At 69.6% G+C, this 23884-nt stretch carries 24 protein-coding genes and 1 tRNA gene; 8 read left to right on the top strand and 17 right to left on the bottom strand.

The genetic code is table 11. The features are described from left to right. The first annotated feature begins 39 nt into the window (after window positions 1–39). Window positions 40–3555 (top strand): VanW family protein, encoded by a 3516-nt coding sequence (locus ABD798_RS09440; RefSeq protein WP_344872734.1) that lies wholly within the window; start codon window positions 40–42, stop codon window positions 3553–3555. Window positions 3556–3611: 56 nt separating this feature from the next. On the opposite strand, the gene ABD798_RS09445 is transcribed toward ABD798_RS09440, so the two are convergent. After that, the gene (locus ABD798_RS09445) at window positions 3612–3992 is read right to left on the bottom strand and encodes a hypothetical protein (RefSeq protein WP_344872736.1); all 381 of its coding nucleotides are present in this window, start codon (window positions 3990–3992) and stop codon (window positions 3612–3614) included. Window positions 3993–4148: 156 nt separating this feature from the next. On the opposite strand from ABD798_RS09445, the gene ABD798_RS09450 reads away from it, so the two are divergent. Beyond that, window positions 4149–4931: a DUF1206 domain-containing protein gene (locus ABD798_RS09450; protein ID WP_344872955.1), complete on the top strand. Its 783-nt coding sequence runs from the start codon at window positions 4149–4151 to the stop codon at window positions 4929–4931. A 52-nt stretch (window positions 4932–4983) separates the two neighbouring features. Here the strand turns inward: ABD798_RS09450 and ABD798_RS09455 are convergent, their stop codons facing one another. The 4 genes from ABD798_RS09455 to ABD798_RS09470 all read right to left on the bottom strand — a co-directional run bounded on the left by ABD798_RS09455 (window position 4984) and on the right by ABD798_RS09470 (window position 9588). Beyond that, on the bottom strand, window positions 4984–5385 hold the full coding sequence (locus tag ABD798_RS09455) for a hypothetical protein (protein ID WP_344872738.1): 402 nt from the start codon (window positions 5383–5385) through the stop codon (window positions 4984–4986). A gap of 181 nt (window positions 5386–5566) precedes the next feature. After that, window positions 5567–7399, bottom strand: coding sequence for an acyl-CoA dehydrogenase (locus ABD798_RS09460; RefSeq protein WP_344872740.1), 1833 nt, complete (start codon window positions 7397–7399; stop codon window positions 5567–5569). Between the two features lie 133 nt (window positions 7400–7532). Continuing rightward, window positions 7533–8162, bottom strand: coding sequence for a LysE family translocator (locus ABD798_RS09465; RefSeq protein ID WP_344872742.1), 630 nt, complete (start codon window positions 8160–8162; stop codon window positions 7533–7535). Between the two features lie 259 nt (window positions 8163–8421). After that, complete coding sequence (locus tag ABD798_RS09470) at window positions 8422–9588, bottom strand: MFS transporter (protein ID WP_344872744.1); 1167 nt, start codon at window positions 9586–9588, stop codon at window positions 8422–8424. A gap of 61 nt (window positions 9589–9649) precedes the next feature. Here ABD798_RS09470 and ABD798_RS09475 point away from each other — a divergent pair, with 61 nt between their 5' ends. The 3 genes from ABD798_RS09475 to ABD798_RS09485 all read left to right on the top strand — a co-directional run bounded on the left by ABD798_RS09475 (window position 9650) and on the right by ABD798_RS09485 (window position 12193). Next, complete coding sequence (locus ABD798_RS09475) at window positions 9650–10246, top strand: TetR/AcrR family transcriptional regulator (protein ID WP_344872746.1); 597 nt, start codon at window positions 9650–9652, stop codon at window positions 10244–10246. A 174-nt stretch (window positions 10247–10420) separates the two neighbouring features. Then, on the top strand, window positions 10421–11917 hold the full coding sequence (locus tag ABD798_RS09480) for a sodium:solute symporter family protein (RefSeq protein ID WP_344872748.1): 1497 nt from the start codon (window positions 10421–10423) through the stop codon (window positions 11915–11917). A gap of 75 nt (window positions 11918–11992) precedes the next feature. Next, window positions 11993–12193: a DUF433 domain-containing protein gene (locus tag ABD798_RS09485; protein ID WP_344872750.1), complete on the top strand. Its 201-nt coding sequence runs from the start codon at window positions 11993–11995 to the stop codon at window positions 12191–12193. On the opposite strand, the gene ABD798_RS09490 is transcribed toward ABD798_RS09485, so the two are convergent. Together ABD798_RS09490 and ABD798_RS09495 are read right to left on the bottom strand one after the other, a co-directional pair. Beyond that, window positions 12194–12691, bottom strand: coding sequence for a nuclear transport factor 2 family protein (locus ABD798_RS09490; RefSeq protein WP_344872753.1), 498 nt, complete (start codon window positions 12689–12691; stop codon window positions 12194–12196). Then, window positions 12688–13323, bottom strand: a complete 636-nt coding sequence (locus tag ABD798_RS09495) for a TetR/AcrR family transcriptional regulator (RefSeq protein WP_344872755.1) — start codon at window positions 13321–13323, stop codon at window positions 12688–12690. The genes ABD798_RS09490 and ABD798_RS09495 overlap by 4 nt, the downstream gene beginning before the upstream one ends. 167 nt (window positions 13324–13490) lie before the next feature. Here ABD798_RS09495 and ABD798_RS09500 point away from each other — a divergent pair, with 167 nt between their 5' ends. After that, window positions 13491–14705: a DivIVA domain-containing protein gene (locus ABD798_RS09500; RefSeq protein ID WP_344872757.1), complete on the top strand. Its 1215-nt coding sequence runs from the start codon at window positions 13491–13493 to the stop codon at window positions 14703–14705. Between the two features lie 91 nt (window positions 14706–14796). On the opposite strand, the gene ABD798_RS09505 is transcribed toward ABD798_RS09500, so the two are convergent. Beyond that, entirely contained in the window at window positions 14797–15291 is a 495-nt protein-coding gene (locus ABD798_RS09505; RefSeq protein WP_344872759.1) for a hypothetical protein, read from the bottom strand. A 258-nt stretch (window positions 15292–15549) separates the two neighbouring features. Then, a tRNA-Gly gene (locus tag ABD798_RS09510) sits at window positions 15550–15620 on the bottom strand. Between the two features lie 67 nt (window positions 15621–15687). Here ABD798_RS09510 and dcd point away from each other — a divergent pair. Continuing rightward, complete coding sequence (gene dcd / locus ABD798_RS09515; protein WP_344872762.1) at window positions 15688–16272, top strand: dCTP deaminase; 585 nt, start codon at window positions 15688–15690, stop codon at window positions 16270–16272. 49 nt (window positions 16273–16321) lie between these two features. Then, complete coding sequence (locus ABD798_RS09520) at window positions 16322–16867, top strand: DUF7507 domain-containing protein (RefSeq protein ID WP_344872764.1); 546 nt, start codon at window positions 16322–16324, stop codon at window positions 16865–16867. On the opposite strand, the gene ABD798_RS09525 is transcribed toward ABD798_RS09520, so the two are convergent. From ABD798_RS09525 to ABD798_RS09560, 8 genes are all read right to left on the bottom strand, one after another. Then, entirely contained in the window at window positions 16809–17813 is a 1005-nt protein-coding gene (locus ABD798_RS09525; RefSeq protein ID WP_344872766.1) for a cation diffusion facilitator family transporter, read from the bottom strand. The two genes, ABD798_RS09520 and ABD798_RS09525, sit on opposite strands and share 59 nt — an antisense overlap. Window positions 17814–17957: 144 nt before the next feature. Beyond that, window positions 17958–19214, bottom strand: a complete 1257-nt coding sequence (gene purD, locus ABD798_RS09530) for a phosphoribosylamine--glycine ligase (protein WP_344872768.1) — start codon at window positions 19212–19214, stop codon at window positions 17958–17960. A gap of 11 nt (window positions 19215–19225) precedes the next feature. Continuing rightward, entirely contained in the window at window positions 19226–20395 is a 1170-nt protein-coding gene (locus ABD798_RS09535) for a glycoside hydrolase family 76 protein (protein WP_344872770.1), read from the bottom strand. Between the two features lie 62 nt (window positions 20396–20457). Next, window positions 20458–21102 carry a TrmH family RNA methyltransferase gene (locus ABD798_RS09540; RefSeq protein ID WP_344872772.1) on the bottom strand — a complete coding sequence of 215 codons (645 nt, stop codon included), beginning with the start codon at window positions 21100–21102 and terminating at the stop codon, window positions 20458–20460. Window positions 21103–21106: 4 nt separating this feature from the next. Next, the gene (pyrE, locus tag ABD798_RS09545; protein WP_246843412.1) at window positions 21107–21655 is read right to left on the bottom strand and encodes an orotate phosphoribosyltransferase; all 549 of its coding nucleotides are present in this window, start codon (window positions 21653–21655) and stop codon (window positions 21107–21109) included. Between the two features lie 19 nt (window positions 21656–21674). Beyond that, window positions 21675–22193: a MarR family winged helix-turn-helix transcriptional regulator gene (locus ABD798_RS09550; RefSeq protein ID WP_344872776.1), complete on the bottom strand. Its 519-nt coding sequence runs from the start codon at window positions 22191–22193 to the stop codon at window positions 21675–21677. A 60-nt stretch (window positions 22194–22253) separates the two neighbouring features. Further along, window positions 22254–23033, bottom strand: a complete 780-nt coding sequence (locus tag ABD798_RS09555; protein ID WP_344872778.1) for an SDR family NAD(P)-dependent oxidoreductase — start codon at window positions 23031–23033, stop codon at window positions 22254–22256. A gap of 63 nt (window positions 23034–23096) precedes the next feature. Beyond that, window positions 23097–23810, bottom strand: a complete 714-nt coding sequence (locus ABD798_RS09560) for a type III secretion system chaperone family protein (RefSeq protein WP_344872780.1) — start codon at window positions 23808–23810, stop codon at window positions 23097–23099. Window positions 23811–23884 lie beyond the last annotated feature (74 nt).

A 23884-nucleotide genomic window follows, 5' to 3' on the forward strand; every position in this document is an offset into this window, starting at 1 on the left:
GGCGCGTGCACCCCGAGCGCACTTGGAGGAGGGAACGCGGTGTCGGACGACAACGGGAGGCCCGACCCGCAGCCGGAGCGCGACTCCGCACCGGCTGCGTCGACACCCGCGACACCACCCGGCGGTGACTCTGCGGGACAGCCGCAGCACCCGGTCGGTGCGGAGCGCCCTACCAAGCGCATCCAGTGGATGTCCGCACCGAAGTCCGGTGCCGAGGCGCCCGCCGAGGAGGCCCCCGCGCCTCCGGCCGCCGCCCAGCCCCAGACGCCCCAGCCCCAGGCAGCTCAGCCCCAGGCGCCGCAGGCGCCCCCGCAGGTCCATCACAGCGGCCCGCACCAGCGCACGCCGCAGAGCATCGCGCCGAGTGACGGCTTGCCGCGCGTGCACTACAACTCGCCGCAGCCCCAGCCGCAGCAGCCGTCCTCCTTCGGCGCGCCCGGTCAGCCGCCCGTGCACCACAGCGGCCCGCAGCCCCGGACTCCGCAGCCGCCGCGCGAGCAGGGCCAGCAGTGGTCCCAGCAGCAGCCGAGCAACGTCCAGTACCAGGGCGAGCAGCCACGGCAGCACCACGACAGCGGTTCCCTCCGCCGTGAGCAGCCCCCGGTCCAGCAGCCACAGGCCCAGCAGCCGCTCCAGCAGCACGACAGCGGCGCGGTGCGGCGCGAACAGCCGCAGCAGGCCCAGCCACAGCGCCACGACAGCGGTCCCGTGCGCCGGGAACCCCAGCCGCAGGCCCCGCGCCACGACAGCGGCCCGGTCCGCCGTCAGCAGCCCGAGGCGGAGAAGCAGGAGCCGACGAGGACCTCGGTCTCCGGCGCCGCGCTGTTCCAGAACGTTTCGGACCAGACCGAAACCGTTGTCTTCCAACAGCTTCCTTCAGCACCGAAGCCCGAGGCCGACAAGCGCCAGGAAGCGGCCCCGCGCTCGGAGGCCGACGCGCCCCGGTCCGTCGGTGACGCCCAGAAGCCCGAGCAGGCCAAGCCCGAGCAGGCCTACTCCGTCAGCGACACGCAGCCGAACTCGAAGCCGGAGCAGGCGAACGCCTTCGCGCGGCCCGTCGGTGACGCTCCGCGTCCCGAGCAGGCGACGATGTTCGCCCGTCCGGTCGGCGACCCGGGCGGGCCGGAGCAGGCGACAGCGTTCTCCCGCTCCGCCGGTGACGGGCCGAAGCCCGACCAGGCAACGGCGTTTGCCCGCCCGGTCGGAGACCCGAACGGCTCCGAGCAGGCAACGCGTTCCGCTGGCGATGCCCCGCGTCCCGAGCAGGCGACGATGTTCGCCCGCCCGGTCGGTGACGGGAGCAGGCCGGAGCAGACAGCACGTCCCGACCAGTCGACGACGTTCGCGCGCCCGGTCGGCGACCCGGAGCAGGCAACGGCGTTCTCGCGGTCCGCCGGAGACGGGCCGAAGCCTGACCAGGCAACGACTTTCGTCCGACCCGTCGGCGATCCGAACCGGCAGGAGCAGGCGACGACGTTCTCCCGCTCCGCTGACGACGGACCGAAGCCCGATCAGGCAACGACTTTCGTCCGCCCGGTCGGCGGCACCCAGAAGCCGGAGCAGGCGACCACGTTCGTCCGCCCGGTCGGCGACCCGAACACGAGCCGGATCGACCAGGCGACCACGGCGATCCGGCCGGAGGCGCTCAGCGCGCTCAGCGGGCTCGGCGCGGGCCGCCCGATCGACCCGGAGTCGGACACCGTCCGCATCCCCAAGATCGACGCGACCACCACCGTGGCCCCGGCCAAGGCCACCTCGGTGTTCAACGCCAAGCCCCCGGCGACGCCGCCCCCGCCTCCGCCGCCCGTCGACGACGACGCGCTGGACCCGCTGCCGGACGACGACGGTGACCAGGAGCGCTCCGGTCGCGGCAGGAAGATCCTGCTCGCCGCGGCCTCCGTGGTGGGCCTGCTCGGCGTCCTCTACGTCGGCGACCTCCTGCTGACCCAGGGCAACGTGCCGCGCGGGATCACCGTGGCGGGCGTGGACGTCGGCGGCCTCGACCGGGCGTCGGCCGAGCGCAAGCTGCGCGAGCAGATCGAGCCGAGGCTGGGCAAGCCGGTCGCGCTGCGCGTCGGCGACGTCGACACCGAGATCTCCCCGCAGGAGGCCGGGCTGGCGATGAACTGGAAGGGCACCCTGGACCAGGCGGGCGAGCAGTCCTACAACCCGTTCACCAGGATCTCCTCCTTCTTCACCACCACGGAGCTCGGCGTCGTCACCACGGCGGAGGAGAGCAAGGTCAGCGGCGCGCTGGAGCACCTGCGCGAGGCGACCGACCGCCTGCCCGCCGAGGGCACGATCGAGTTCAGCGACGGCAAGCCCAAGCCGATCGACCCCAAGCCCGGCCAGAAGCTCGACGCCGCCGGGGCGATCCCGGTGCTCAAGGCGGACTGGCCGAGCGGGCGGCGCGTGCAGCTGCCCGCGGTCATCGACCCCGTCACGTCCACGCCGGAGGGTGTGCGCAAGGCGCTCGAAGAGGTCGCCAAGCCCGCCGTGTCCGGCCCGCTGACCGTGCTCGGCGAGGGCGGCAACGCCATCGTGCAGCCGGTGGCGATCGGCAACGCGATGCGCTTCGAGTCCGACGGCAAGGGCGGGCTCACCGCGTCGCTGGACGCGCCGAAGATCGCCGAGGTCGCGCGCCCGCAGCTGGCGTCGACCGACAAGCCGGGCAAGGACGCCGAGATCGTCATCGAGGGCGGCAAGCCCACGGTGAAGCCGTCGACCGACGGCAGGGGCGTCGACTGGGAGAAGACCCTCGGCGGCGCGCTGGAGGTGCTGCGCAAGCCGCAGGACCGGCAGATCAAGGCCACGTACTCGCAGCTGCCCGCGAAGCTGACCACCGAGCAGGCCAACGCGCTCGGCATCAAGCAGGTCGTCGCGGAGTTCGAGACCAAGGGCTTCGCGGCCGACTCCGGCCGCAACATCAAGCGCGCGGCCGAGCAGATCAACGGCGCGATCGTGAAGCCCGGCGAGACCTTCAGCATGAACGGCCGCACCGGCCCGCGCACCGCGGCCACCGGCTACGTCGAGGCCGCGATCATCGAGAAGGGCGAGCTGAGCCGCGCGGTCGGCGGTGGTGTCTCGCAGATGGCGACCACGCTCTACAACGCCGGTTACCACGCGGGCATGGTGGACGTGGCGCACAAGGAGCACAGCTTCTACATCTCGCGCTACCCCAAGGGCCGTGAGGCGACGGTCTTCCAGAACCCCAACGGCAGCAGCGTGATCGACGTGAAGTTCAAGAACGACAGCAAGACCGGCATCCTCGTGCAGACGATCTGGACGTCGTCGACGATCACCGTGAAGTTGTGGGGCACCAAGACCTACGAGGTCAGCGGCCAGACCGGCGAGCCGTTCGCGCAGACCGCCCCGCAGGTCAAGGAGATCCCGGCGGGCCAGCCCTGCAAGGCGAGCGAGGGCGCCGGTGGCTTCAGCGTGAAGGACACCAGGACGATCAAGGACCTCACCACCGGTTCCACGCGCCGCGAGGAGCGGACGGTCCGCTACAACCCGCAGCACAAGGTCGTCTGCGCGCCGCCCGCCGGCGGCTGAGCACCGGCGACACACGCGAAAGGCCCTGCTCCGGCGGGGCCTTTTTCGTTGCTGCGTCAGGAGAACTTGATGCAGCTGAAGTGCGCGTAGCCCACCACGCCCTGTAGTCGGACCACCGTGTAGTGCGTGCTCTTCTTGCCGTCGCAGCCCGTTCGCTTCTTCCCACTGGTCCCGGCGGCGCAGAAATCGCCGTCCGGCGTGTAGTGCCCGTACACGACGGTGGCCTTGCTGCCCTTGTTGATCTGCCCGATGGCGGTGTCGCTGGTCGGCGTCTTGCGGACAAGCACCGTGTCGACCACCTTGTAGCTGCCGAGGACCTTCGGGTTCTTCGTGCAGTCGATGGCTGCCTGCGCTGCGGAGTGCCCTGGAACGGCCATGAGGCCGAAGGAGAACAACGCGACGACCGCGACCGCCGCCACTCGCTTCGTGGTGTTCATCGTGGGACCGCCGATCGTCGTCTGGGGCCCACCAGGACAACAGCCCGCGCCGACCCCGCCTAGGGGGTTCGCGTTTGTTTCGCGAAAAACTCCTTCACGAACGCGTTGCTCCGAACGGCCCGTTTCACGTTGCCGCGCAAGGTGAATCTCTTGCCTGTGGAACGAGTCGTCGAGATCGGCGGCCGAGTGGGCATGGCCTGCTTCGGCCTGGTGCACCTCGTCGTGGCCTGGCTCGCCGTCCAGGTCGCGCTCGGCGGAAGTCCTGCCGAGGCAGACCAGAAGGGCGCGCTGGCCACGATCGTCGCGCAGCCCTTCGGTGTGGCACTGCTGCTGGCGCTCGCCGCTGGACTGGCGGCGTTCGCGCTCTGGCAGCTGTTGAGCGCTTTCTCCGGCCACCGCTGGGTTTCTGACCGGCGCAAGCGCACGATCAAGCGGGTCGCCTCGGCCGCGCGCGGTGTCACGGGCGCCGTGCTGAGCGTCGTCGCGGTGAACTTCGTGGTCGGTGCTGGGCAGGAATCCGGTGACCAGAGCCAGAAAGCGCTCACGGCGGAGCTGCTCGCGCTGCCGGGTGGGTCTTGGATCGTCGCGCTGATCGCCGCCGTGGTGTTCGGCGTCGGTGTGGCGGCCGTGGTCAAGGGCGCACGCAAGAGCTTCCTCGACGAGCTGGACATGACCAGGCTGCCGAAGGGAACGCGGACGTGGACACGGCGTCTCGGCATGATCGGCTACCCGGCGAAGGGAATTGCGTTCGCCGTGGTGGGAATCCTGCTGGGGCTGGCCGGTTTCACCGCGGACCCGAACCGAGCCGGTGGGCTGGACCAAGCCCTGCGCGAGCTGGCCGCGCTGCCGTTCGGTGACTTCGTCCTGCTCGCCGTCGCGCTGGGGTTCGCGGCCTTCGGGGTCTACTGCTTCGCCGACGCCCGCTGCCGCAGGCCATGAACGGCGGAAAGGGCGGTACCCGTTGGTGCCGCCCTCACCCACCTGGACGTGCCTAGAAGCGCAGGCAATTTTCGTGCACGTATCCGACGACCGTGCTGCCGTTCACGCGAGCGAGAACGGTGCGGTACCAGAATCCGGTCTTGTTGTCGCAGCCCTTGCGGCTCTTGCCCTTGGCATAGCTGTAGCAATACCCCGAATCGGAGTGCCCGAAAACGACCTTGACCTCGTCGCCCTTTTCGAACTGCGTGAGCGCGTCGTTGCTCTTGGGCGTCCGCCTCACCAGCACGGTGTCGGTGGCGGTCGCGGTGGAGGAGTACTTCGGGTTCTTCGTGCAGTCCTTGGCCGCCGCCGCTGCCGGAGCCGCTTCTGCGGTCGGCGAGGCGATGGCGGGTGCCGCGAAGGCGAGCAGCGCGGCAGCGGTAATGAGCGCGGCCCGGGTCGTCGAAATCGACATGGGATTCTTTGCTCTCTCTGTTGGTTGTGCGATGTCCCAACAGAATTAACACGGGCGAACTCCGTCGACCAGCGACTCGCATTTTGTTCACGTGAACCGCGATCGCGTATAAAAAAGAAGAAGCGGCGGCGCCTGTCTCAGGCACCGCCGCTTCTCGTCCCGACCGGGATCAGTGGGGAGATCAGAACGCCGCTTCGTCGATCTCCATCAGCGAGTTGTCCGTGCTCTCGACGATCTTGCGCCGCGAGGACAGCTCGGGCAGCACGTTCTTGGCGAAGAAGCTCGCCGCCGCGATCTTGCCCTCGTAGAAGGAGCGGTCCTTCGCCGAGGGGCCCGCGTCCAGCGCGGCGATCGCCACGTCGGCCTGGCGCAGCAGCAGCCAGCCGATCAGCAGGTCGCCCATGCTCATCAGCAGGCTCACGCTGTTCTGGCCGACCTTGTACAGGTTGCGCTGGTCCTCCTGCGAGGAGGTCAGGAACCCGATCAGCGTGCCGAGCGTGCCCTGCGCGTCCTCGAGGGCCTGCTTGAGCAGCGCGCGCTCTTCCTTGAGCCTGCCGTTGCCGTTCTCGTTGGCGATGAACTGCTGGATCTCGTTGGCCAGGAAGCCCAGCGCCTGGCCCTTGTCGCGGACGATCTTGCGGAAGAAGAAGTCCAGCGACTGGATGGCCGTGGTGCCCTCGTACAGGCTGTCGATCTTCGCGTCGCGGATGTACTGCTCGATCGGGTAGTCCTGGAGGAAGCCGGAGCCGCCGAGCGTCTGCAACGAGTGCGTCAGCATCTCGTAGGCCCGCTCGGAGCCGACGCCCTTGACGATCGGCAGCAGCAGGTCGTTGACCCGGTGCGCCAGCTCCACGTTCTCGCCCGCGCGGATCTGGTCCTGGAACGAGGCGGTGTAGAGGTAGACCGCGCGCAGGCCCTCCGCGTAGGACTTCTGCAGCATCAGCGAGCGCCGCACGTCCGGGTGGTGGGTGATCGTGACGCGCGGGGCGGCCTTGTCCAGCATCTGCGTGAGGTCGGCGCCCTGCACGCGCTCCTTGGCGTACTCCAGCGCGTTCAGGTAGCCGGTGGACAGCGTGGCGATCGCCTTGGTGCCGACCATCATCCGCGCGTGCTCGATCACCTGGAACATCTGCGCGATGCCGTCGTGCACCTCGCCGAGCAGCCAGCCCTTGGCGGGCACCCCGTGCTGGCCGAAGGTCAGCTCGCAGGTGGTGGACACCTTGATGCCCATCTTGTGCTCGATGTTGGTGACGAAGGCGCCGTTGCGCTCGCCCAGCGCACCGGTCTTCGGGTCGAAGTGGAACTTGGGCACCAGGAACAGGCTCAGGCCCTTGGTGCCCGCCTTGGCCTCGATGCCGGGGCCCTCGGGGCGGGCCAGCACCAGGTGCATGATGTTCTCGGTCATGTCCTGGTCGCCCGAGGTGATGAAGCGCTTCACCCCGTCCAGGTGCCAGGTGCCGTCCTCCTGGAGCACGGCCTTGGTGCGTCCGGCGCCCACGTCGGAACCGGCGTCCGGCTCGGTCAGCACCATGGTGGCGCCCCAGCTGCGGTCGACCATCAGCTGCGCCCAGCTCTTCTGCTCGTCCGTGCCGTTGGAGTAGGCGATGGAGGCGAAGCTGGCGCCGGCCATGTACATGAACAGCGCAGGGTTGGAGCCCAGGATCAGCTCGGCCGCCGCCCACTGCACGGTGGAGGGGATGCCGAAGCCGCCGAGCTCGTCGATCGCGCCGAGCCGCCACCACTCGCCGTCGATGAGCATCTGGTAGGCGTTCTTGAAGCTCTCGGGAAGCGTCACCGAGTGCGTCTTGGGGTCGAAGACCGGCGGGTTGCGGTCGGCGTCGGCGAAGGAGTCCGCCAGCGGCCCGGTCGCCAGGGCGTTCAGCTCGGTCAGCACACCGCGGGCAGTGTCCTCGTCTGCCTGCTCGAACGGCCCGCTGCCCAGCCTCTGCTGGACTTTGAACACCTCGAACAGGTTGAACTCGAGGTCTCGCAGGTTGCTCTTGTAGTGGCCCATCTCGTCGCTCCCGGGTATCGCGGGTTGCTGGCAGCGGGACACACGCCCTACTAGCCGGTAACAACAGGATATTACCCGTTGGTAACCGCTAGCAAGCGAAGGCCAAGGGAACTGATGTCACAAGCGGGTGAACTCAGGCCGCGGTTCGACCGAGCGTCACCATGCGGACACCCATCCCGACCAGCACCAAGCCGCTGAGCTGGTCCACTCGTGCGCGCACACCGGGCCGGGCGAGGAACCGCCGCACCGCTCCGACGGCCAGCACGACCAGCGTGTACCAGGACGCGCTGATCGCCATCTGCGCCGCCGCGAGCACGGCCGTCCCGGTCAGCACGTCTCCGCCGACCGGGATGAACTGGGGGAGCAGTGCGAGGTAGAGCACAGCCGCCTTCGGGTTGGCCAGGTTCGCCACGAGCCCGGCCCGGTACGACGCGAACAGGCCGCGCTGCACCGCCCGCCCCTCCGCATCTTCGCGTCGCCGCCGCGAGCGCAGGAGTGCCTGAACTCCGAGCCACACCAGGTAGATCGCGCCGACGACCTTGAGCACCACGAAGGCGATCTCCGAGGTGCGCACGAGCGCCGTGAGCCCGAAGGCGGACGCGAACGCCCAGAACACCAGCCCGCTCGTGTTACCCAGCACCGTCGCCAATCCCGCGATCCGCCCCGCGCGCAGCGACTGGTCGATGATCACCGCGAGGGACGGCCCCGGCGCGATCACGACCGCGAGCACGGTGACGACGAACGGCCAGGTCAGAGCCTCCATGCGCCCAGTCTGCGCCCCGCGCGCCACCACGCCCGCCGACTGTGCGCCCCCTCACGCCCCCGCATTGCCCCACGCCCACAACACGCTTAAGCCCTGAACGACCCGTTCAGTGCGCTCAACGCACCAAACGACCCGTTCAGGGCTTCTAGCGCACTAAACGACCCGTTCGGGGTTCCCAACGCACCAAACGACCCGTTCAGCGCGCTCAACGCACCAAACGAGGCTTTCGCGGTCCAGCACCACGTCGGCCTCAGGGGCGCTAGCGGGCCAAGCGGGCGAGCACGGTGCCGATGGCGAGCAGGGCGGTGGCGGCGAGCGCGATGACCGCGAAACCCGCGCCGTGCAAGGCAACGGCGAGTTGAGGGCCGAGGCTCGCGCCCATGAAGAGCACGAACGAGTAGATGGAGACGGCCGTCGCGCGCGCAGCGCCCGCGTTGTCGCTGATCGACTCCACGATGGCCGGGCCGGCGGCCACCACGCAGGCGGAGAACAGGAACATGCCGGCGCCGATCAGCACCAGGCTGCCACCCGATGCCGCGGTGATCGCCGCGCCGACGGCCGAAAACCCAAGGGCCACAACGGTTCGGCGCGGAGCCGAAATTCGGGTGACCAGCCCTGCGGCGACACCGGTCAGCACCATCGCGGGCAAAGCGCTGGCGCGCAACCACAACAGCCCATCGTGGTCGGCGAGCCCGGTGATCTGGATGCCGGAGTAAGCGCCCACGAACGCGGCCAGCAGGGTCGAAGCGGCCGCGTACAACAGCACCAAACGCTTGTTGCGCAACAGGTCGAGCATGACGCGCCACGGCGCCACGCTCACGGTGGGCCGGTCGTCGAGGTCCGGGCGCAGCGCGAACTTCTGCCACACGGCGCACGCCAGCAGGCCGATCCCGCTGATCACGAACACCGCCCGCCAGCCTGCGAGGTCGCCGAGCAACTGCGCGCCCACCTGGCCGATCACCGCAGACGATACGAAAGCGCTGGTCAGGATGGTGAAGGCGATGGCGCGGCGCCGTGGATCGATCTGGTCGACGACGTAGGCCATCGCGGCGGGAGCGAAGGCCGCCGCCACGAAGCCCTGGAGCACGCGCAGCACGACGAGCGCGCTGACGCCGGGCGCGACGGCGACGGCGGCGGTGGTCACGGCGGCCGCGGCGAGCCCGATGACCATCACGCGGCCGGGGCCGAAGCGGTCGGAAAGCGGCCCCAGGAAAAGGAATCCGAAGGCGTAGGCCAGGCCGAAGCCGGTGGAGGACCAGGCGAGCGCGGCCTCGGCGACGCCGAATTCGCGAGCTGCCAGGGGAGCGAGGGGAATGGAGCCGTAGAGCTGGCTCACCACGAGCACGGCGGCCACGCCCAGGGCCGTGATGGTCGGGCCGAGCGGGGCGTGGGTCCGCTGATCGACGAGCGCAGGGGACGAGTGCATGCGGGGAACGCTAGCCAACCAACTGGTTGGTAGTCAACCAACCAGTTGGTAGCGTTGGAGCATGTCGAGGGACCCCAGCGCGACCAAAGCCAGCCTCCTCGCCGCCGCGCGCGTCGAATTCGCAGCTCACGGCGCTGCGGGTGCGCGCGTCGACCGGATCGCCGAGCGCGCGGGGGTGAGCAAGGAACGCATCTACGGCTACTTCGGCAGCAAGGACAAGCTCTTCGACGCCGTGCTGGACGAGGTGGTCGAGGAGGTCATGGAGTTCGTCGGCGCGCCCGGCAAGGACATCGCGGCCTACGTGCGGCGCGTGCACGACTTCCACCAGCAGCAGCCGGACCTGGTGCGACTGCTGGTCTGGGAGGGCATGCAGGGCGGGGGCTCCTGCCCCAACCGGCGCAGCCGCGTCGAGCACTACGTGCGCAAGAACCAGGCGATGGCCGAGGCGCTCGGGCTGGAGACCGCCGAGGACGCCGCGCCGTTCCTGTTCATGTTCATGGCGATCTGCTCGTGGTCGGTGGTCGTGCCGCAGGTGGCCCGGCTCGTGCTGGGCGAGGGCATCGACACCGAGGACGGTCGCGACCGGCTGCGCAAGCACATCGGCGACTTCGCCGAGGGCGGCGTGAGTCATGTACGTGAACAACAATCACGAGTGTGACTCGGTTCGCTCGTAACCATTCCGTTAACCGCCGTCCCAGCCGTATGACGTAAGCCACTCAGCAATCCCGTGCGGGTGCCGAGGGGCAAGGGAGTCCGCCAGCTCCCGTCGTCGCCGAACGACCCCCGGTGCCCTCGCGGTGCGCAGGCTTCGCGCACAACCCTGGGAGGTCTCATGGGGACCCTCGACTGGATCGTGGTCGGCGGGTACTTCTTCGTGATGGTCGGCATCGGCTGGTGGTCCCGCACGCGCATCAAGAACGTGCTGGACTTCTTCACCGCTGGCGGGCGGATGCCGTGGTGGCTCTCCGGTATCTCGCACCACATGTCGGGCTACAGCGCCGTGATGTTCGTGGCCTTCGCCAGCGAGGCGTACCGGCTCGGGCTCACCGTCTACGTCTGGTGGGCGCTGACCATCGGAGTCGGCATCGGCATCGGTGCCTTCCTGTTCTCCGCGCGGTGGAACCGCCTGCGCGCCAAGCACGGCGTCGCCTCACCGCTGGAGTACCTGGCGAACCGCTACAACCTGCCGACCCAGCAGGTGATGGCGTGGGCGGGAACCCTGCTCAAGGTCGTGGACATCGCGGCGAAGTGGGCGGCGGTCGCGGTGCTGCTGCGTGGTTTCGCGGGCGTGCCGATCACGTGGGGAATCGTGATCGTCGGAGTGGTGACGATGGTCTACTCGGTGATGGGCGGCCTGTGGGCCGACGCGCTCACCGACTTCGGCCAGTTCATCATCCAGGCCGCCGCGGGCATCGTCATGTTCGTCGCGGTCGCCTCGCACTTCGGCGGCATCCAGTTCATGTGGGAGATCTGGGGGCAACTGCCCGCCGCGAACAGCGAACCGCTGCGCGAGCCCTACACGGCGACGTTCTTCATGGCGCTGTTCATCATCAAGACGCTGGAGTACAACGGCGGCATGTGGAACCTGGCGCAGCGCTACATGGCCGCGCCGGACGGGGCCGCCGCCAAGCGCTCCGCGCTGCTGTCCAGCGCGCTGTGGCTGGTGTGGCCGCTGATCCTGTTCTTCCCGATGTGGGCCGCCCCGCTGATCGTGCCCGGACTGGCGGCGGCGGAGGACGCCTACATCGAGCTCGGCAAGATCATGCTGCCCGCCGGGATGATCGGCCTGGTGCTCGCGGGGTTCTTCTCGCACACCATGGCGATGGTGTCCTCCGACGCCAACGTGATCTCCGCGGTGATCACCAGGGACATGCTGCCGCACCTGTGGAAGGGCGTGCGGGACCTGACCGCCGAGCGGCAGCTCCAGCTCGCGCGGGTCACCACGTTCCTGTTCATCGGGGCCAGCATGCTGATCGCCGTCACCTCCGGCGGTCAGGGCTGGGTGCTCAAGATCGTGGTCGACCTTGTCGCCGCGACCATGGGCCCGATCGCGGTGCCGCTGATGCTCGGCCTGCTCCCGTGGTTCCGCAGGATGGGGCCGAGCGCGGCGATCACCTCGGTGGTGGCGGGCCTCGGTGTCTGGGCCTTCCTCTACATCAGCCAGCAGAGCGGCGTCTCGATCGACAAGGAGGCGCTGGTCGCCTTCCCGCTGCTCACCTCGCTGGTCCTGTACGTGGTGGTCGGCCTGCTCCGCCCGGAGCGCACCGCCCGCCGCGACGAGCTGATCGACTCGCTCTCCACCGACGAGGTGCCTGTCAAGACCTCGTGATCCGTAGTCAAGTCGAACAGCCCCGGGCTCCGGGGCTGTTTGTCTTGACCGGCGGCGATGGACGATGATGGAGCCGTGGCTCTTTCCGAGATCTCAATGGACCCCGACGTGCTCCAGGGCGTTCCGGTGGTGACCGGCACGACCATCTCGGTGTCGTCGATCGTCGCGCTGGTCTGCGAGGGCCTCAGCGAGCAGGAGATCATCGCGCGGCACCCGCAGCTCACCCCGGCCGACATCGTGGCCTGCGTGGAGTTCCAGCACGCTGGTTCGCGCTGATCAGCGCTTGAGCACCCGCGCGGCCAGCTTGTCGCCGGAGCCCACCATCAGCTGAAGCGGCTTGATCAGCACGGACAGCAGCACGGCCATCCTCGGCTTGCCGAAGCCCCGCGCGATCTTCGGCCCGAGCGCGCCCATCACGGCGACGATCCCGGGCAGCGGCCTGATCCACATCGTCAGCTCGACGATGCGGCCCTCCTCGTCCAGCCGCACCAGCGAGCACTCCTCGATCGCCGTGCGGCCGACGCGCCCCCGGTAGAACAGCGCGCGCTTGCGGTCATCGCCGAGGTCGGTGTGGAAGCGGATGTCCTTGAAGCTGCCCATCGCCGCCTCGAACACCGCGCGCACGTCCGCCTTGCCGGTGAAGCGGCCGCGATCGGTGAGCGGAGACCGCAGCACCACGTCCTCGGACATCATCGACACCGCCAGCTCGACGTCGCCGTTCTCGGTCGCGCGCCGGAAGGTCTCGGTGGTGGTTCTCGCCACATCCAGGCTCATGTCGTCCTACTCCTCGTCGTCGACGCCAATCCGCGCCACAGCAGGTCGCGGGCGAGCAGCACGATCTGCTCTCGGTTCACATCTCGGTTGCGCCACCACCAGGCCGCGAGCGCGTTGACCGTCCACTTGGAGGTCTCGGCCAGCAGCTCGTCGGCGCGCTCGCGCTCCAGCTCCACGGACAGGGACAGCTCGGGGATGCGGTGGAACAACCCCGCGAGCCGCTGGCTGGCCAGCTCCTGCCCGCGCTGGTGCGCCTCGGCCACCTCGGCGTCGCCGGGGGAGTCGAGGAAGATCATTCGCCACGCGTGCTCGTTGTCCTCGATCCACGCGAAGATCGAGTCGAGCGACCGCGTGACCAGCTGTTCCGGCGTCTCTGCCGGTTCCTGATCTGACCAGTGCTCGATGAACGCGGTCGCCTGCGTGTCGAGCAGGTGCGCGTAGAGCCCGGCCTTCGACGGGAAGTGGTCGTAGAGCACCGGAGTGCTGATCCCGGCGGCCTTCGCCACCGCGCGCATGGACGCCTTGTCGTAGCCGTTGACGGCGAAGACCTCCGTCGCGGCGCTCACGATGAGCGCGCGCCGGTCGTCCGGCCGGAGCCGTTTCCTCGGGGTGGACCCCGCGTTACCTGACATCGGTTAGGTAGCTTACGCGCCTACCTGACGGCTGTCAGGTAAACCGCCCACATCAAGCATTTGCCGCCTGACAAGCCTTGATGTGCATCGCCCGATTGGGCAAAGTGTGGCTCGACGTGTTGACGGCGGGTAGTCGGGGCAGGACAGAGCATGAGGCGGCGGCAGTCATGACACTCACCCCGGAAGAGATCCGTACCGCGGCGTTCGCCAAACCGCCGCGCGGGGAGCGGGGCTATTCCGACGACGCGGTCGACGCCTTCCTGGACCGGGTCGAGGCGACGCTGCGCGGGGAGGACAAGCTCACCCCGAAGGACGTTCTGGAGATCCGCTTCCCGCCCGCCAAGTGGCGCCGCCGCGGCTACGACGAGGACGAGGTGGACGACTTCCTCGACCGCGCGGTCACGACGCTCAAGGCGCGCGCCGAAGACGACGACGCCCCGAGCTCGCAGCCCTCGGCGCCCCGCATCCGCGCCGCCGACATCGGCAAGGTCGTCTTCAAGAAGCCCGGGCGGGGCAAGGCCGGTTACGACGACGAGGAGGTCGACGCCTTCCTCGACCGGATCGAGGCGTCACTGCGCGGCGAGGACACGCTGACCTCGGCGAAGATCCGCGCGGCCCGCTTCAAGGCCGCCAAGCGCAGGGGCGATGCCTACGACGAGGACGAGGTGGACGCCTTCCTCGCGCGCGTGGCGCAGCAGATGGACGACGACGAGCTGGCCGACCGCCCCACGGAGATCACCGAGCGCAAGGCGCCTCCGGTCCGCGACCGGATCCGCGAGCAGGCCTTCCGCCCGCCGGTGCCCGGTGGCAGGGGCTACGACGAGAAGCAGGTCGACGCGTTCCTGGCCCGCGTCGAGGCGACCATGCGCGGCAAGGACTCCATCACCCCGCAGCAGGTCGCCGACATCCGCTTCACCCCGCCCCGGCGCGGCAAGCCCGGCTACGACGCGGACGGCGTTGACGCGCTGCTGGACCGGCTCGCGCTGTCGCTGACCCAGCTGCCGCCGCGCAGCAAGCCCAAGCCGATGCCGATGCTGACCGCCGAGGACGTTCGCAAGGTCGCCTTCCACCGCCCGCGCCCCGGCGAGGTCGGCTACGACGAGATCGAGGTGGACCAGTTCCTCGACCGCGTCGAGGCGACGTTGCAGGGTGAGGACCAGATCTCGCTCAAGGACGTGCAGCGCGTCCGCTTCCACTCCCCGGCGCCCGGCCACGGCGGCTACGACAACGGCGAGGTGGACGCGTTCCTGGACCTGTTGGAGGTCCGGTGGAGCGGCGTGATGCCGACCGAGCGCCTCCGCCCCGTGCCCCGCATGCCCCCTCGGACCGCGCCCAGGGCCCAGCACTCCGGTTTCTTCCCGGCTCCGCCCGCCCGTCACTAGTTCCCGTGGCGACGGCCCCCGAATTGATCTTTCGGGGGCCGTCGCCATTTAGTTGATCATTTCCTGGGAGCGTGTTTCCGCTCAGTCGGGATCAATTGCACATCGGCGTTCCCATGACATTGTTCCAACTCGCACAGCCCGAGCTGTGGCCGTACCAGAAGTGGCCGAACTCGTGCGCCGCGAGCACTCCGGGGCTCCTGGTGCCGTTCGGCATGAGCGCGATCGCCGAACCGCCGTAGTTGCAGCCGACCGCGCGCGCGACGCCGCAGTTGGTGATGTAGCTGGTCTGACAGCGGACCGGAACGCCGCCCGCGCGCTCCACCAGCCTGCCGCCGCCCCAGTAGTTGGCGCCCTGGCGGATCACGCTGGCCCACTGCGAACAGCTGGAGGTCATGGTCCACGCCACCGGCGCGGCGTCGGGCGCGAGCTTCACGACCGGCTCGGAGTCCAGTTCGGCCGGCGGCTGTTCCCCGGCGGCGACCTGGGCGTGCAGTTGCTGTGGCGAGGACTGGGCAACGGGGGCGTCAGCGGCCCAGAGAACGGAGGCGACCAAGACGGGCAGGGCTGCGAGAACGAACCTTCTCATCGACGTGTCCTTTTGACGCAGGGATGTTCGTAGGACGCAGGGACGTCTTGTCAGGAAGGTAAGTCTCAGTCCGGTATGTGAAGAAGAGTCAGAAGTCGTGGACCTGCATCAGTTTCGTTAATGCCGCACTGTGCAAATCCCGAAGAATTGACTGTGAATGCCGTATTGGAATGCTGCGTTCGGCCGTCAACCGCAAGGGCGTCCGAGAGCTGGAAACGACGAAGGCCCAGGTGCTGTGACCTGGGCCTTCGTCTTACGAGCGGGTGACGGGAATCGAACCCGCGCCTACAGCTTGGGAAGCTGTCGTTCTACCATTGAACTACACCCGCAGTTGCGATCACGAGCATACACAGGCGGGGGCGAGGACGGGAGTCCGGGCCCGGCTAGGCTGGCGCCGTGCTCCTCAGTGACCGGGACCTGCGCAAGGAAGTCGAGGCTGGCCGCCTCGGGCTCGACCCCTTCGACGCCGACATGATCCAGCCGTCCAGCATCGACGTGCGCCTGGACCGGTTCTTCAGGGTCTTCGACAACACGAAGTACACCCACATCGACCCGGCGCTCCAGCAGGACGAGCTGACCTCGCTGGTGGAGAAGTCCGATGAGGCCGAGCCGTTCGTGCTGCACCCTGGCGAGTTCGTGCTGGGCTCCACCTTCGAGCTGGTGACGCTGCCGGACGACCTCGCAGGCCGTCTTGAGGGCAAGTCCTCGCTCGGGCGGCTCGGGCTGCTGACCCACTCCACCGCCGGGTTCATCGACCCGGGCTTCACCGGTCACATCACCCTCGAACTGTCCAACGTGGCGAACCTGCCGATCACGTTGTGGCCGGGGATGAAGATCGGTCAGCTGTGCCTGTTCCGGCTGAGCAGCCCCGCGGAGAACCCGTACGGCTCCGGCGCGACGGGCTCGCGGTACCAGGGGCAGCGCGGGCCGACGCAGTCCAGGGCGCACCTGAACTTCCACCGGGTCGACACGCGCAGGTGAGCCGCCCCCGAACAGGGTGATGATCGCGGGCGGGTCCAGACTGGACGGCGTGCTCGTCCCGTTTCCCCGCAGCGAACCGGAAGCGCCGCTCGCGTCGGCTCTGGAAGTGGTCAAGGAGATCAGCCCCGCGGTGCCGGGCGAGATGGCCACGTTCACCGTGACCGTCCGCAACACCGGTGACGTCCCGCTCGTCGACGTCTCGATCGACGACGACGAGGACGCGGTGTGCGGCAACAGTTTCCCCGAGCCGCTGCCGCCCAGGGCCGAGCGCACCTACACCTGCACCGCGGTCGTCGAGGACTACAGCCCGCCGGGCACGGTCACGGTGACGGCGGTGGATCCGCAGCAGAACTCGGTTCGCGCGACCTACGACACCAAGGGGATCGTGCACCGGCAGCAGGTGGAGACCGTCGCGCCGCAGCCGAGCGCTCAGCCGGACGTGCTCGCCTCGGCCGGTGTCGAGCTGGAACCGTTGCCAGTGCTGGGAATCGGCATGGTCCTGGTCGGCGCGCTGCTGCTGGTCTCAGGCCGCAGGCTCAGCCACTGTCGAAGCGGCGGGCAAGATCGCCGTAGCGGGCCAGAACCCGCGCCCTGAGCTCCGGATCGGTCCTCGGCACCGGCTCCAGGAAGATCTCGTCCAGCTCGGCGAACTCCGCGCGCAGCTCCGCGTCGATGCGCACGCAGGCCCGCTCCAGCTCGGCCGCGGTCAGCGTGTCCTCGAAGTCCACCCTGGCGCACACCAGCACCTGGTCGGTGCCCGTGAGCATGGTGAGCAGGTCCACGACGGCCTCCACCTCCGGCTGGGCCAGCAGGCGGTTGTGCACCTCGCGCACGAGCCGCACGTCCGCCTGGCGCCCGATCAGCAGCGCCTTGTTGCTGCGCCCCAGGATGTAGGCGACCACCACGAGCAGCACACCGATCAGCAGCGAGGCCACGCCGTCCCACACCGAGGAGCCGGTGATGTCGTGCAGCCCGACTCCGGCGAAGGCGATCAGCAGGCCGATGAGCGCGGCTGTGTCCTCCAGGAACACCGTTTTGACGGTCGGGTCGTCGGAGACCCTCAGGTACTCGGTGAAGGACCGCTCGTCCTCCTTGGCGTCCTTGCGGACCTGACGCACGGCCTGCGTCCACGACACCAGCTCCATCGCGAACGCCAAGCCCAGCACGAGGTAGCCGACCCACGCACTGGTCTGCTCGGTGCTCTCGCCCGCCAGGGTTTCGAAGCCCTCGATGAACGCGAACAGCGCGCCCGACACGAAGATCGACACTGCGGCGAGCAGCGACCAGAAGTACCGCTCCTTGCCGTAGCCGAACGGATGCCTCCGGTCAGCCGGCCGCCCCGACCGCCGCAACGCGGTCAGCAGCAGGCCTTCCGTGAACGTGTCGGCGACCGAGTGCGCCGCCTCGGCCAGCAACGCCGCCGATCCGGTCACCACGCCCGCGAACGCCTTCATCACGCCGATCGCGAAGTTCACCGCCAGCGCGACGAGCACGGTGAAGGTGCTCTCGCCGCCGCCGTTCTCCCGCTGCTGCTCCGCCACTCCGAAACCGTAGAGCGCAACGCCCGCCCCCACACGCCGAGCGCGCGAGCCCTGAATGACTCATTCGGGGAGTTGAGCGCCCTCAATGACTCATTCAGGACGCTCAAGTACCTCAATGAGTCATTCAGCGCGCAAGCGGCGCGGTCAGTGGACGGCTACCTGGCCCTGGGCGGCGCGCAGCGCGATGTCGGTGCGGTGGTGCGAGCCGGTGAGGTGCACCCTGGCGATCTTGCGGTAGGCGTCCTCGCGGGCCGCGTCGAGGTCGTCGCCGACCCCCACGACCGACAGCACGCGCCCGCCCGCGGAGATCACAGCGCCGTCGTCGCGCCTGCGGGTGCCCGCGTGCAGCACTCCGTCGACCTCGCTGCCGGTGATCACGTCGCCGGTGCGCGGGCGGCCGGGGTAGCCCTCCGCCGCGACCACGACGGTGACCGCGGAGCCCTCGGCCCAGTCCAGCGCGGGCTGCTCGGCGAGCGTGCCGTTGGCGACCGCGAGCAGCAGCCCGGCGAGCGGGGTGCGCAGCAGCGCCAGCACTGCCTGGGTCTCGGGATCACCGAAGCGGCAGTTGAACTCCACGACCTGGACGCCCTCGCTGGTCAGCGCGAGCCCGGCGTAGAGCAGGCCGGAGAACGGCGTGCCGCGCCCGGCCAGCTCGGCGACCACGGGACGCACGACGCGGTCCATGATCTCCTCGACCAGGCCCTCAGGAGCCCACGGCAGCGGGGAGTAGGCGCCCATGCCACCGGTGTTCGGACCGGAGTCGCCGTCGCCGACGCGCTTGAAGTCCTGCGCGGGCAGCAGCGGCACCGCGGTCCTGCCGTCGACGAGGCAGAACAGCGACACCTCCGGACCGTCCAAAAAGGACTCAAGGAGGACCGGGTGCCCGTCGTCGAGCAGTCGCATGGCGTGCGCCCGCGCCGCGTCGAGGTCGGAGGTCACCACGACGCCCTTGCCCGCGGCCAGACCGTCGTCCTTGACCACCCACGTCGGGCCGAAGCGAGCGAGCGCCGCATCGAGGCGCGCGGGGTTGTCCACGACCTCGCTGCGGGCGGTCGGCACACCGGCGGCGGACATGACGTCCTTGGCAAATGCCTTGGAGCCTTCGATCCGCGCGGCGGCCTTGCTGGGGCCGAAGCAGGCAATCCCCGCCTCGCGCAGGGCGTCACCGACACCGGCGACCAGTGGCCCCTCGGGCCCGATCGCCACCAGGTCCGCTCGCCACTCCTCGGCCAACCTGGTGACCGCCGCCGGGTCGACAGCGTCGACGCCGTAGGTCTCTGCCAGCGCAGCGGTACCGGCGTTGCCGGGCGCGCAGGCCAGAGCGGTCACGCCCGGGTCGCGGGACAGTGCGAGGAGCAGGGCATGTTCGCGGGCACCTGCGCCGATCACGAGAACGCGCACGGGGAGCAACCCTAGATGCCCCGGCGCGCGGCGCGAAACTCGCGCTCGGACACGCCGTGCCGCGCGAGGCGTGCGGCCGCCTCCACGACGGTCCAACCGGAGACCTGCACCGACAGGTCGCACTCCCACCGCGAGTCGCGGCCGATGCCCTCCAGGTGCTCGTCGAGGCGCGCGGGCAGTGTGCCGAGCCTGCCGACGGCCGGGACTGTCCACTGTGGACCAAAGAGCGGTCCGCCCGGCACGGCGGCCCTGTTCCGCCAAGCGGCCTCGGCGGAGCGATACACGATGCTGGCAGCGGTTTTCGCCGCTTCACCGTCGAGCGCGACGGCTGCGGAGGCGAGGTGCCTCGCGCAGATTCCCGCGTGCAGCCCGGAATCCGAGCCGCCGCTGCCGTGAAGCACTCCGGACTTCGTCATGCGGTCGGCGATCGCCGCGATCGTGCGCTCGGCCAGCTCGCGCCAACAGCTCTCCCCGGTGGCGCCGACGAGCTCGACGCACGCGCCGACAAGCAACCCCTGCGAGTGAGTGCATGTGACTTCGGACACTGCGTCCACCGACGGATCGACGGACTCCGCGAGCAGCCCCGTTTCCTGATCGATCAACCTCTCCGACAACCACTCCACGGCCGAGCGTGCACGCTGGAGATCAGCTCGTTCGCCGAACTCCTTGGCCAGCCTGACGAAGAGAATCGCGGACGCGGCGTTCGTCACGGCATCCTTCGTCGAGCCACCGCGCGCTGACCACAGACCACCGCCCGCGTGATCGGTCCACGCCGCGCGCAGCCGCGACGCGATCGCCGTCAGCGCCGTGGACTTGGGCATGGCGGTCAGCTCGTGCGCACGCAGCAGCGCGAGCCCCATCAACGCCACTTCGTCGTGCCGATCGGTCAACCAGCCGTGCGGGTTGCGGAGCTTGATGCCGCGTACGAGCTTCACCACGGTCGCCTTGCGCGCGGTGTCGTCTGTCCGCTGGGCCGCGTCCACAGCGCAGTCCAACAACTGCGCCTGCCAGCCGTAGTGCCAGGGCGCGTGCACCCGGTGCCCCGCGTCCGGGGGCCACCGCGTCATGCCGAGCCGCGTGCCGGGCATGCCCCAGACCTGACGCAGGTGCCGACCGACGATGGCGACCTCCGCCACCGCCGCCCGCGCGGCCCACAACTCGGGCACCCCGTCGCCGGTCACGGCGCCATGGTCGCCCCTCGCACCACCTGATGCGCGGGTGATTCACGTTGCGACACGCGATATCACCAAGCCGTGTCGAGATCCGCGTGCTCCCGGACCCACGCGTGCATGACGACACCCGCCGCCACACCCGCGTTGATCGACCGCGTCGAGCCGAACTGCGCGATGGACACCAGCAGCTCCGCCGCCTCGCGTGCTTCCTCTGACAGCCCAGGACCTTCCTGGCCGAAGAGCAGCACGCAGTGCTCGGGCAACCGCGCGCGCTCCAACCGCACCGAGCCGGGAGTGTTGTCCACCGCGACGAGCGCGAGGCCCTCCGCGCGGCAGAACTCCACGAGACCGCTGACATCGGGGTGGTGCAGCACGTGCTGGTACCGGTCGGTGACCATCGCGCCCCGCCGGTTCCACCGCCTCCTGCCGACGATGTGCACGGCCTTCGCCGCGAAGGCGTTGGCCGTGCGCACCACGGTCCCGATGTTGTGGTCGTGCTGGAAGTTCTCGATCGCCACGTGGAAGGAGTGCCTGCGGGTGTCCAGGTCCGCGACGACCGCTTCGCGCCGCCAGTAGCGGTAGGTGTCGACAACGTTGCGGCGGTCGCCCTCCGCGAGCAGCTCGGGGTCCCAGTGCTCGCCCTCGGGGAGCGGGCCCTCCCACGGGCCGACGCCGACCGGCTCCGCGCCCCATTCGGTGGGGCCAGCCTCGGTCACGGCGCTACAGGCCGAGATCGGCGAGGCCGAGCAGCGACCGGTACGGCAGCCCCTCCGCCTCGATGGCCTCCCTGGCCCCTGTGTCGCGGTCGACCACCGTCGCGACGCCGACCACCTCGGCGCCGACCTCGCGCAGCGACGCCACGGCGGTCAGCACGCTGCCGCCGGTGGTCGAGGTGTCCTCCACCGCGAGCACGCGGCGGCCGGTCACGTCCGGGCCCTCGACGAGCCGCTGGAGGCCGTGCGCCTTGGACGCCTTGCGCACCACGAACGCGTCCATGTCGCGCTCGGCGGCGTGCAGCATCGCGCAGGCGACCGGGTCGGCGCCCATGGTCAGCCCGCCGACGGCGGAGAAGTCCCAGTCCGAGGTGAGCTGGCCCAGCAGCTTCCCGATCAGCGGGGCCGCCGCGCGGTGCAGCGTGGCGCGGCGCAGGTCGACGTAGTAGTCGGCCTCGACACCGGAGGAGAGCACGACCTTGCCGTGCACGACGGCCAGCTCACGCACGAGTTTCGCGAGTTCGGCCTTGGCGGTGGGGTCCACTTCGACGGTCACGAGTGGTGAGCTTCGCACGTCAGGTCCGCGCGGGCTTCGAGCGCCCGCCCGTCTTGGGTCCCTCACCCGGCTCGACACCCAGGTTGGTGATCATCTTCTTCAGGCACTCGATCATGAACGCGTAGTCGTCCTCGGAGATGCCGTCCAGCGACTGCCTGCGCACGCCGCTGATCACCAGCGCCAGCTTGAGCTGCCCGGCGCGGCCGATCTCGGTCAGCGTCTGCCGCACCACGCCGGAGCGCGGGTCCACCTCGGGGGCGAGCCAGCCACGCGCGCACAGATCGCTGATGATCTCGTCGAGGTGGTGGTCGGAGATGCTGCGCAGCGAGGCGTGCAGCTGGTCCCTGGTCGCACCCGCGGGCGCCTCGCGGACCAGGCACAGCACCAGCCAGTGCTGCCTGCTGACCCCGGCCTCGCGCAGCCGCTTGTCGATGGTGCTGTTGAGCACCTCGCCGGTGCGCTTGATCCAGTAGCCGATGGGCTGCCGGCGAATCTCTCCCGCGTAGTCCACCGCCGCCCCTCCGCTCACGCCGATCATGCGCACCCTAGGACGTTTCGGCGAAGTGCACACCGCCGAAGCAGGAAATCGGTGGGTTGTTCACCGCTTCAGTCGGCTGACACCCGCTCTGTTCATCACCATGCGCACAAGGGACCTCGGCAGCAGACGACCCACTCCGACGGCCGCCTTGTAGTGCGCGCCGGGTACCGAGATGACCCTGCCTCGACGGAGGTCGGCCAGGCATTCGTGCACCACGCGGTCGGCTTCCAGCCACACCCAGTTCGGCGCCTTCGACATGTCGATCGAGGCCCGCTCGTGGAACTCCGTGTGGGTGAATCCCGGGCACAGCGCCACGATCCGCACGCCGGTGCCCGCCATCGCGGCGGCGAGTCCCTCGGAGAACGTGGTGACCCACGCCTTGCTCGCCGAGTACGCCGACCCGCGCTCCGGGAAGAACCCGGCGACGCTGGACACGTTGATCACCGCTCCGCGACCGCGGGCGCGCATCACCGGCAGCACCGCGTGGGTCAGCCGGAGCACGGCCGTGACGTTGACGTCCAGCTGCGATTGGAGCTCCTCGACGGGGGAGTCCCAGAACTCCTTGCCAGTACCGAAACCCGCGTTGTTGACCAGCAGGTCCACCGGGGCGTCCGGGTCGGCGAGGCGCAGCTCCACCATGCCGCGCTGCTTCTCGTCGGCGAGGTCGGCGGCCAGCACTTCGACGTGGATGCTGTGCCGCTCGCGCAGCTCGTCGGCCAGCTTTTCCAGGCGTTCGCCGTTGCGGGCGACCAGCACGAGGTCGTGGCCCTCCGCGGCGAGTCGTCGGGCGAAGGCGGCTCCGATGCCAGCAGTGGGACCAGTGACCAGCGCAGTCGGCATAACTCCAGGTTAACGCCCGTGCACAGCCCGCACACCACCCCGTGGGAAAAGCCCGTCGAGGAGCTAGTGCTCGGAGTGGTGGTGCGTGGTCGAGGGGCGGTAGACCTCGGGGTCCTCGTGGTGGGTGTTCGGGTCGGAGTCGAACGGGTCCACGAAGTCCGCGACCTCGCCGAGGTCGGAGAGCAGCCGCTCCAGGCGCGCCGGGTCGGCGTTGGGCGGGGCGGCGGCGAGCACCCAGGTGCCCTCCAGCCAGACCACCATCACGTCGTCGCCGATCTCGTCGACGGCCTCGACGAACTCCGGCGTGATCAGCGGGTGCGCGACGGCCATGTCGGCGGTGAAGCCGTAGCGGTTGCCGACCGGGCCGTAGAGGTCCAGCTCGGCCTCGCGCTCGCGGGCGAACGGCACGCTCGGCTCCCACAGCTCCAGCACCGTCGGCACGGAGCGGCGCAGCTTCACCGCGGCCAGCACCATGGTGACCTTGCTGCCCTGCTCGTGGTCCATGACCTGGACGAGCCTGCGCCCGTCCGCGGTGAACATCGAGCCGGTCACCACGTCGGTCGCGCTGCCGGACTTGGAGAACGCCAGACCGCCGTGCTGCCACTGGGTCAGCAGCGCGTTGTCGCTCTCGGCGAAGCGCCAGCCGCGCAGTGCGGCCCATCTGCGGCGCTCACGATTGCGTGCCGTGCGCTGCGCCCGATCTCCGGCGAGCAGCGCGAGACCCGCGACCGCCGCGACGACGGCGATGAGGAACCAGATCCACGCTGGGAAACCCACACTGCGCAGCGTAGCGGTGAGATCGGCCACAACGTAGGACGCGGCCCGCTCGAAGGCGTCGAATTGGCCACAAA

Source organism: Allokutzneria multivorans (assembly GCF_039537405.1).
Lineage (GTDB): Bacteria > Actinomycetota > Actinomycetes > Mycobacteriales > Pseudonocardiaceae > Allokutzneria > Allokutzneria multivorans.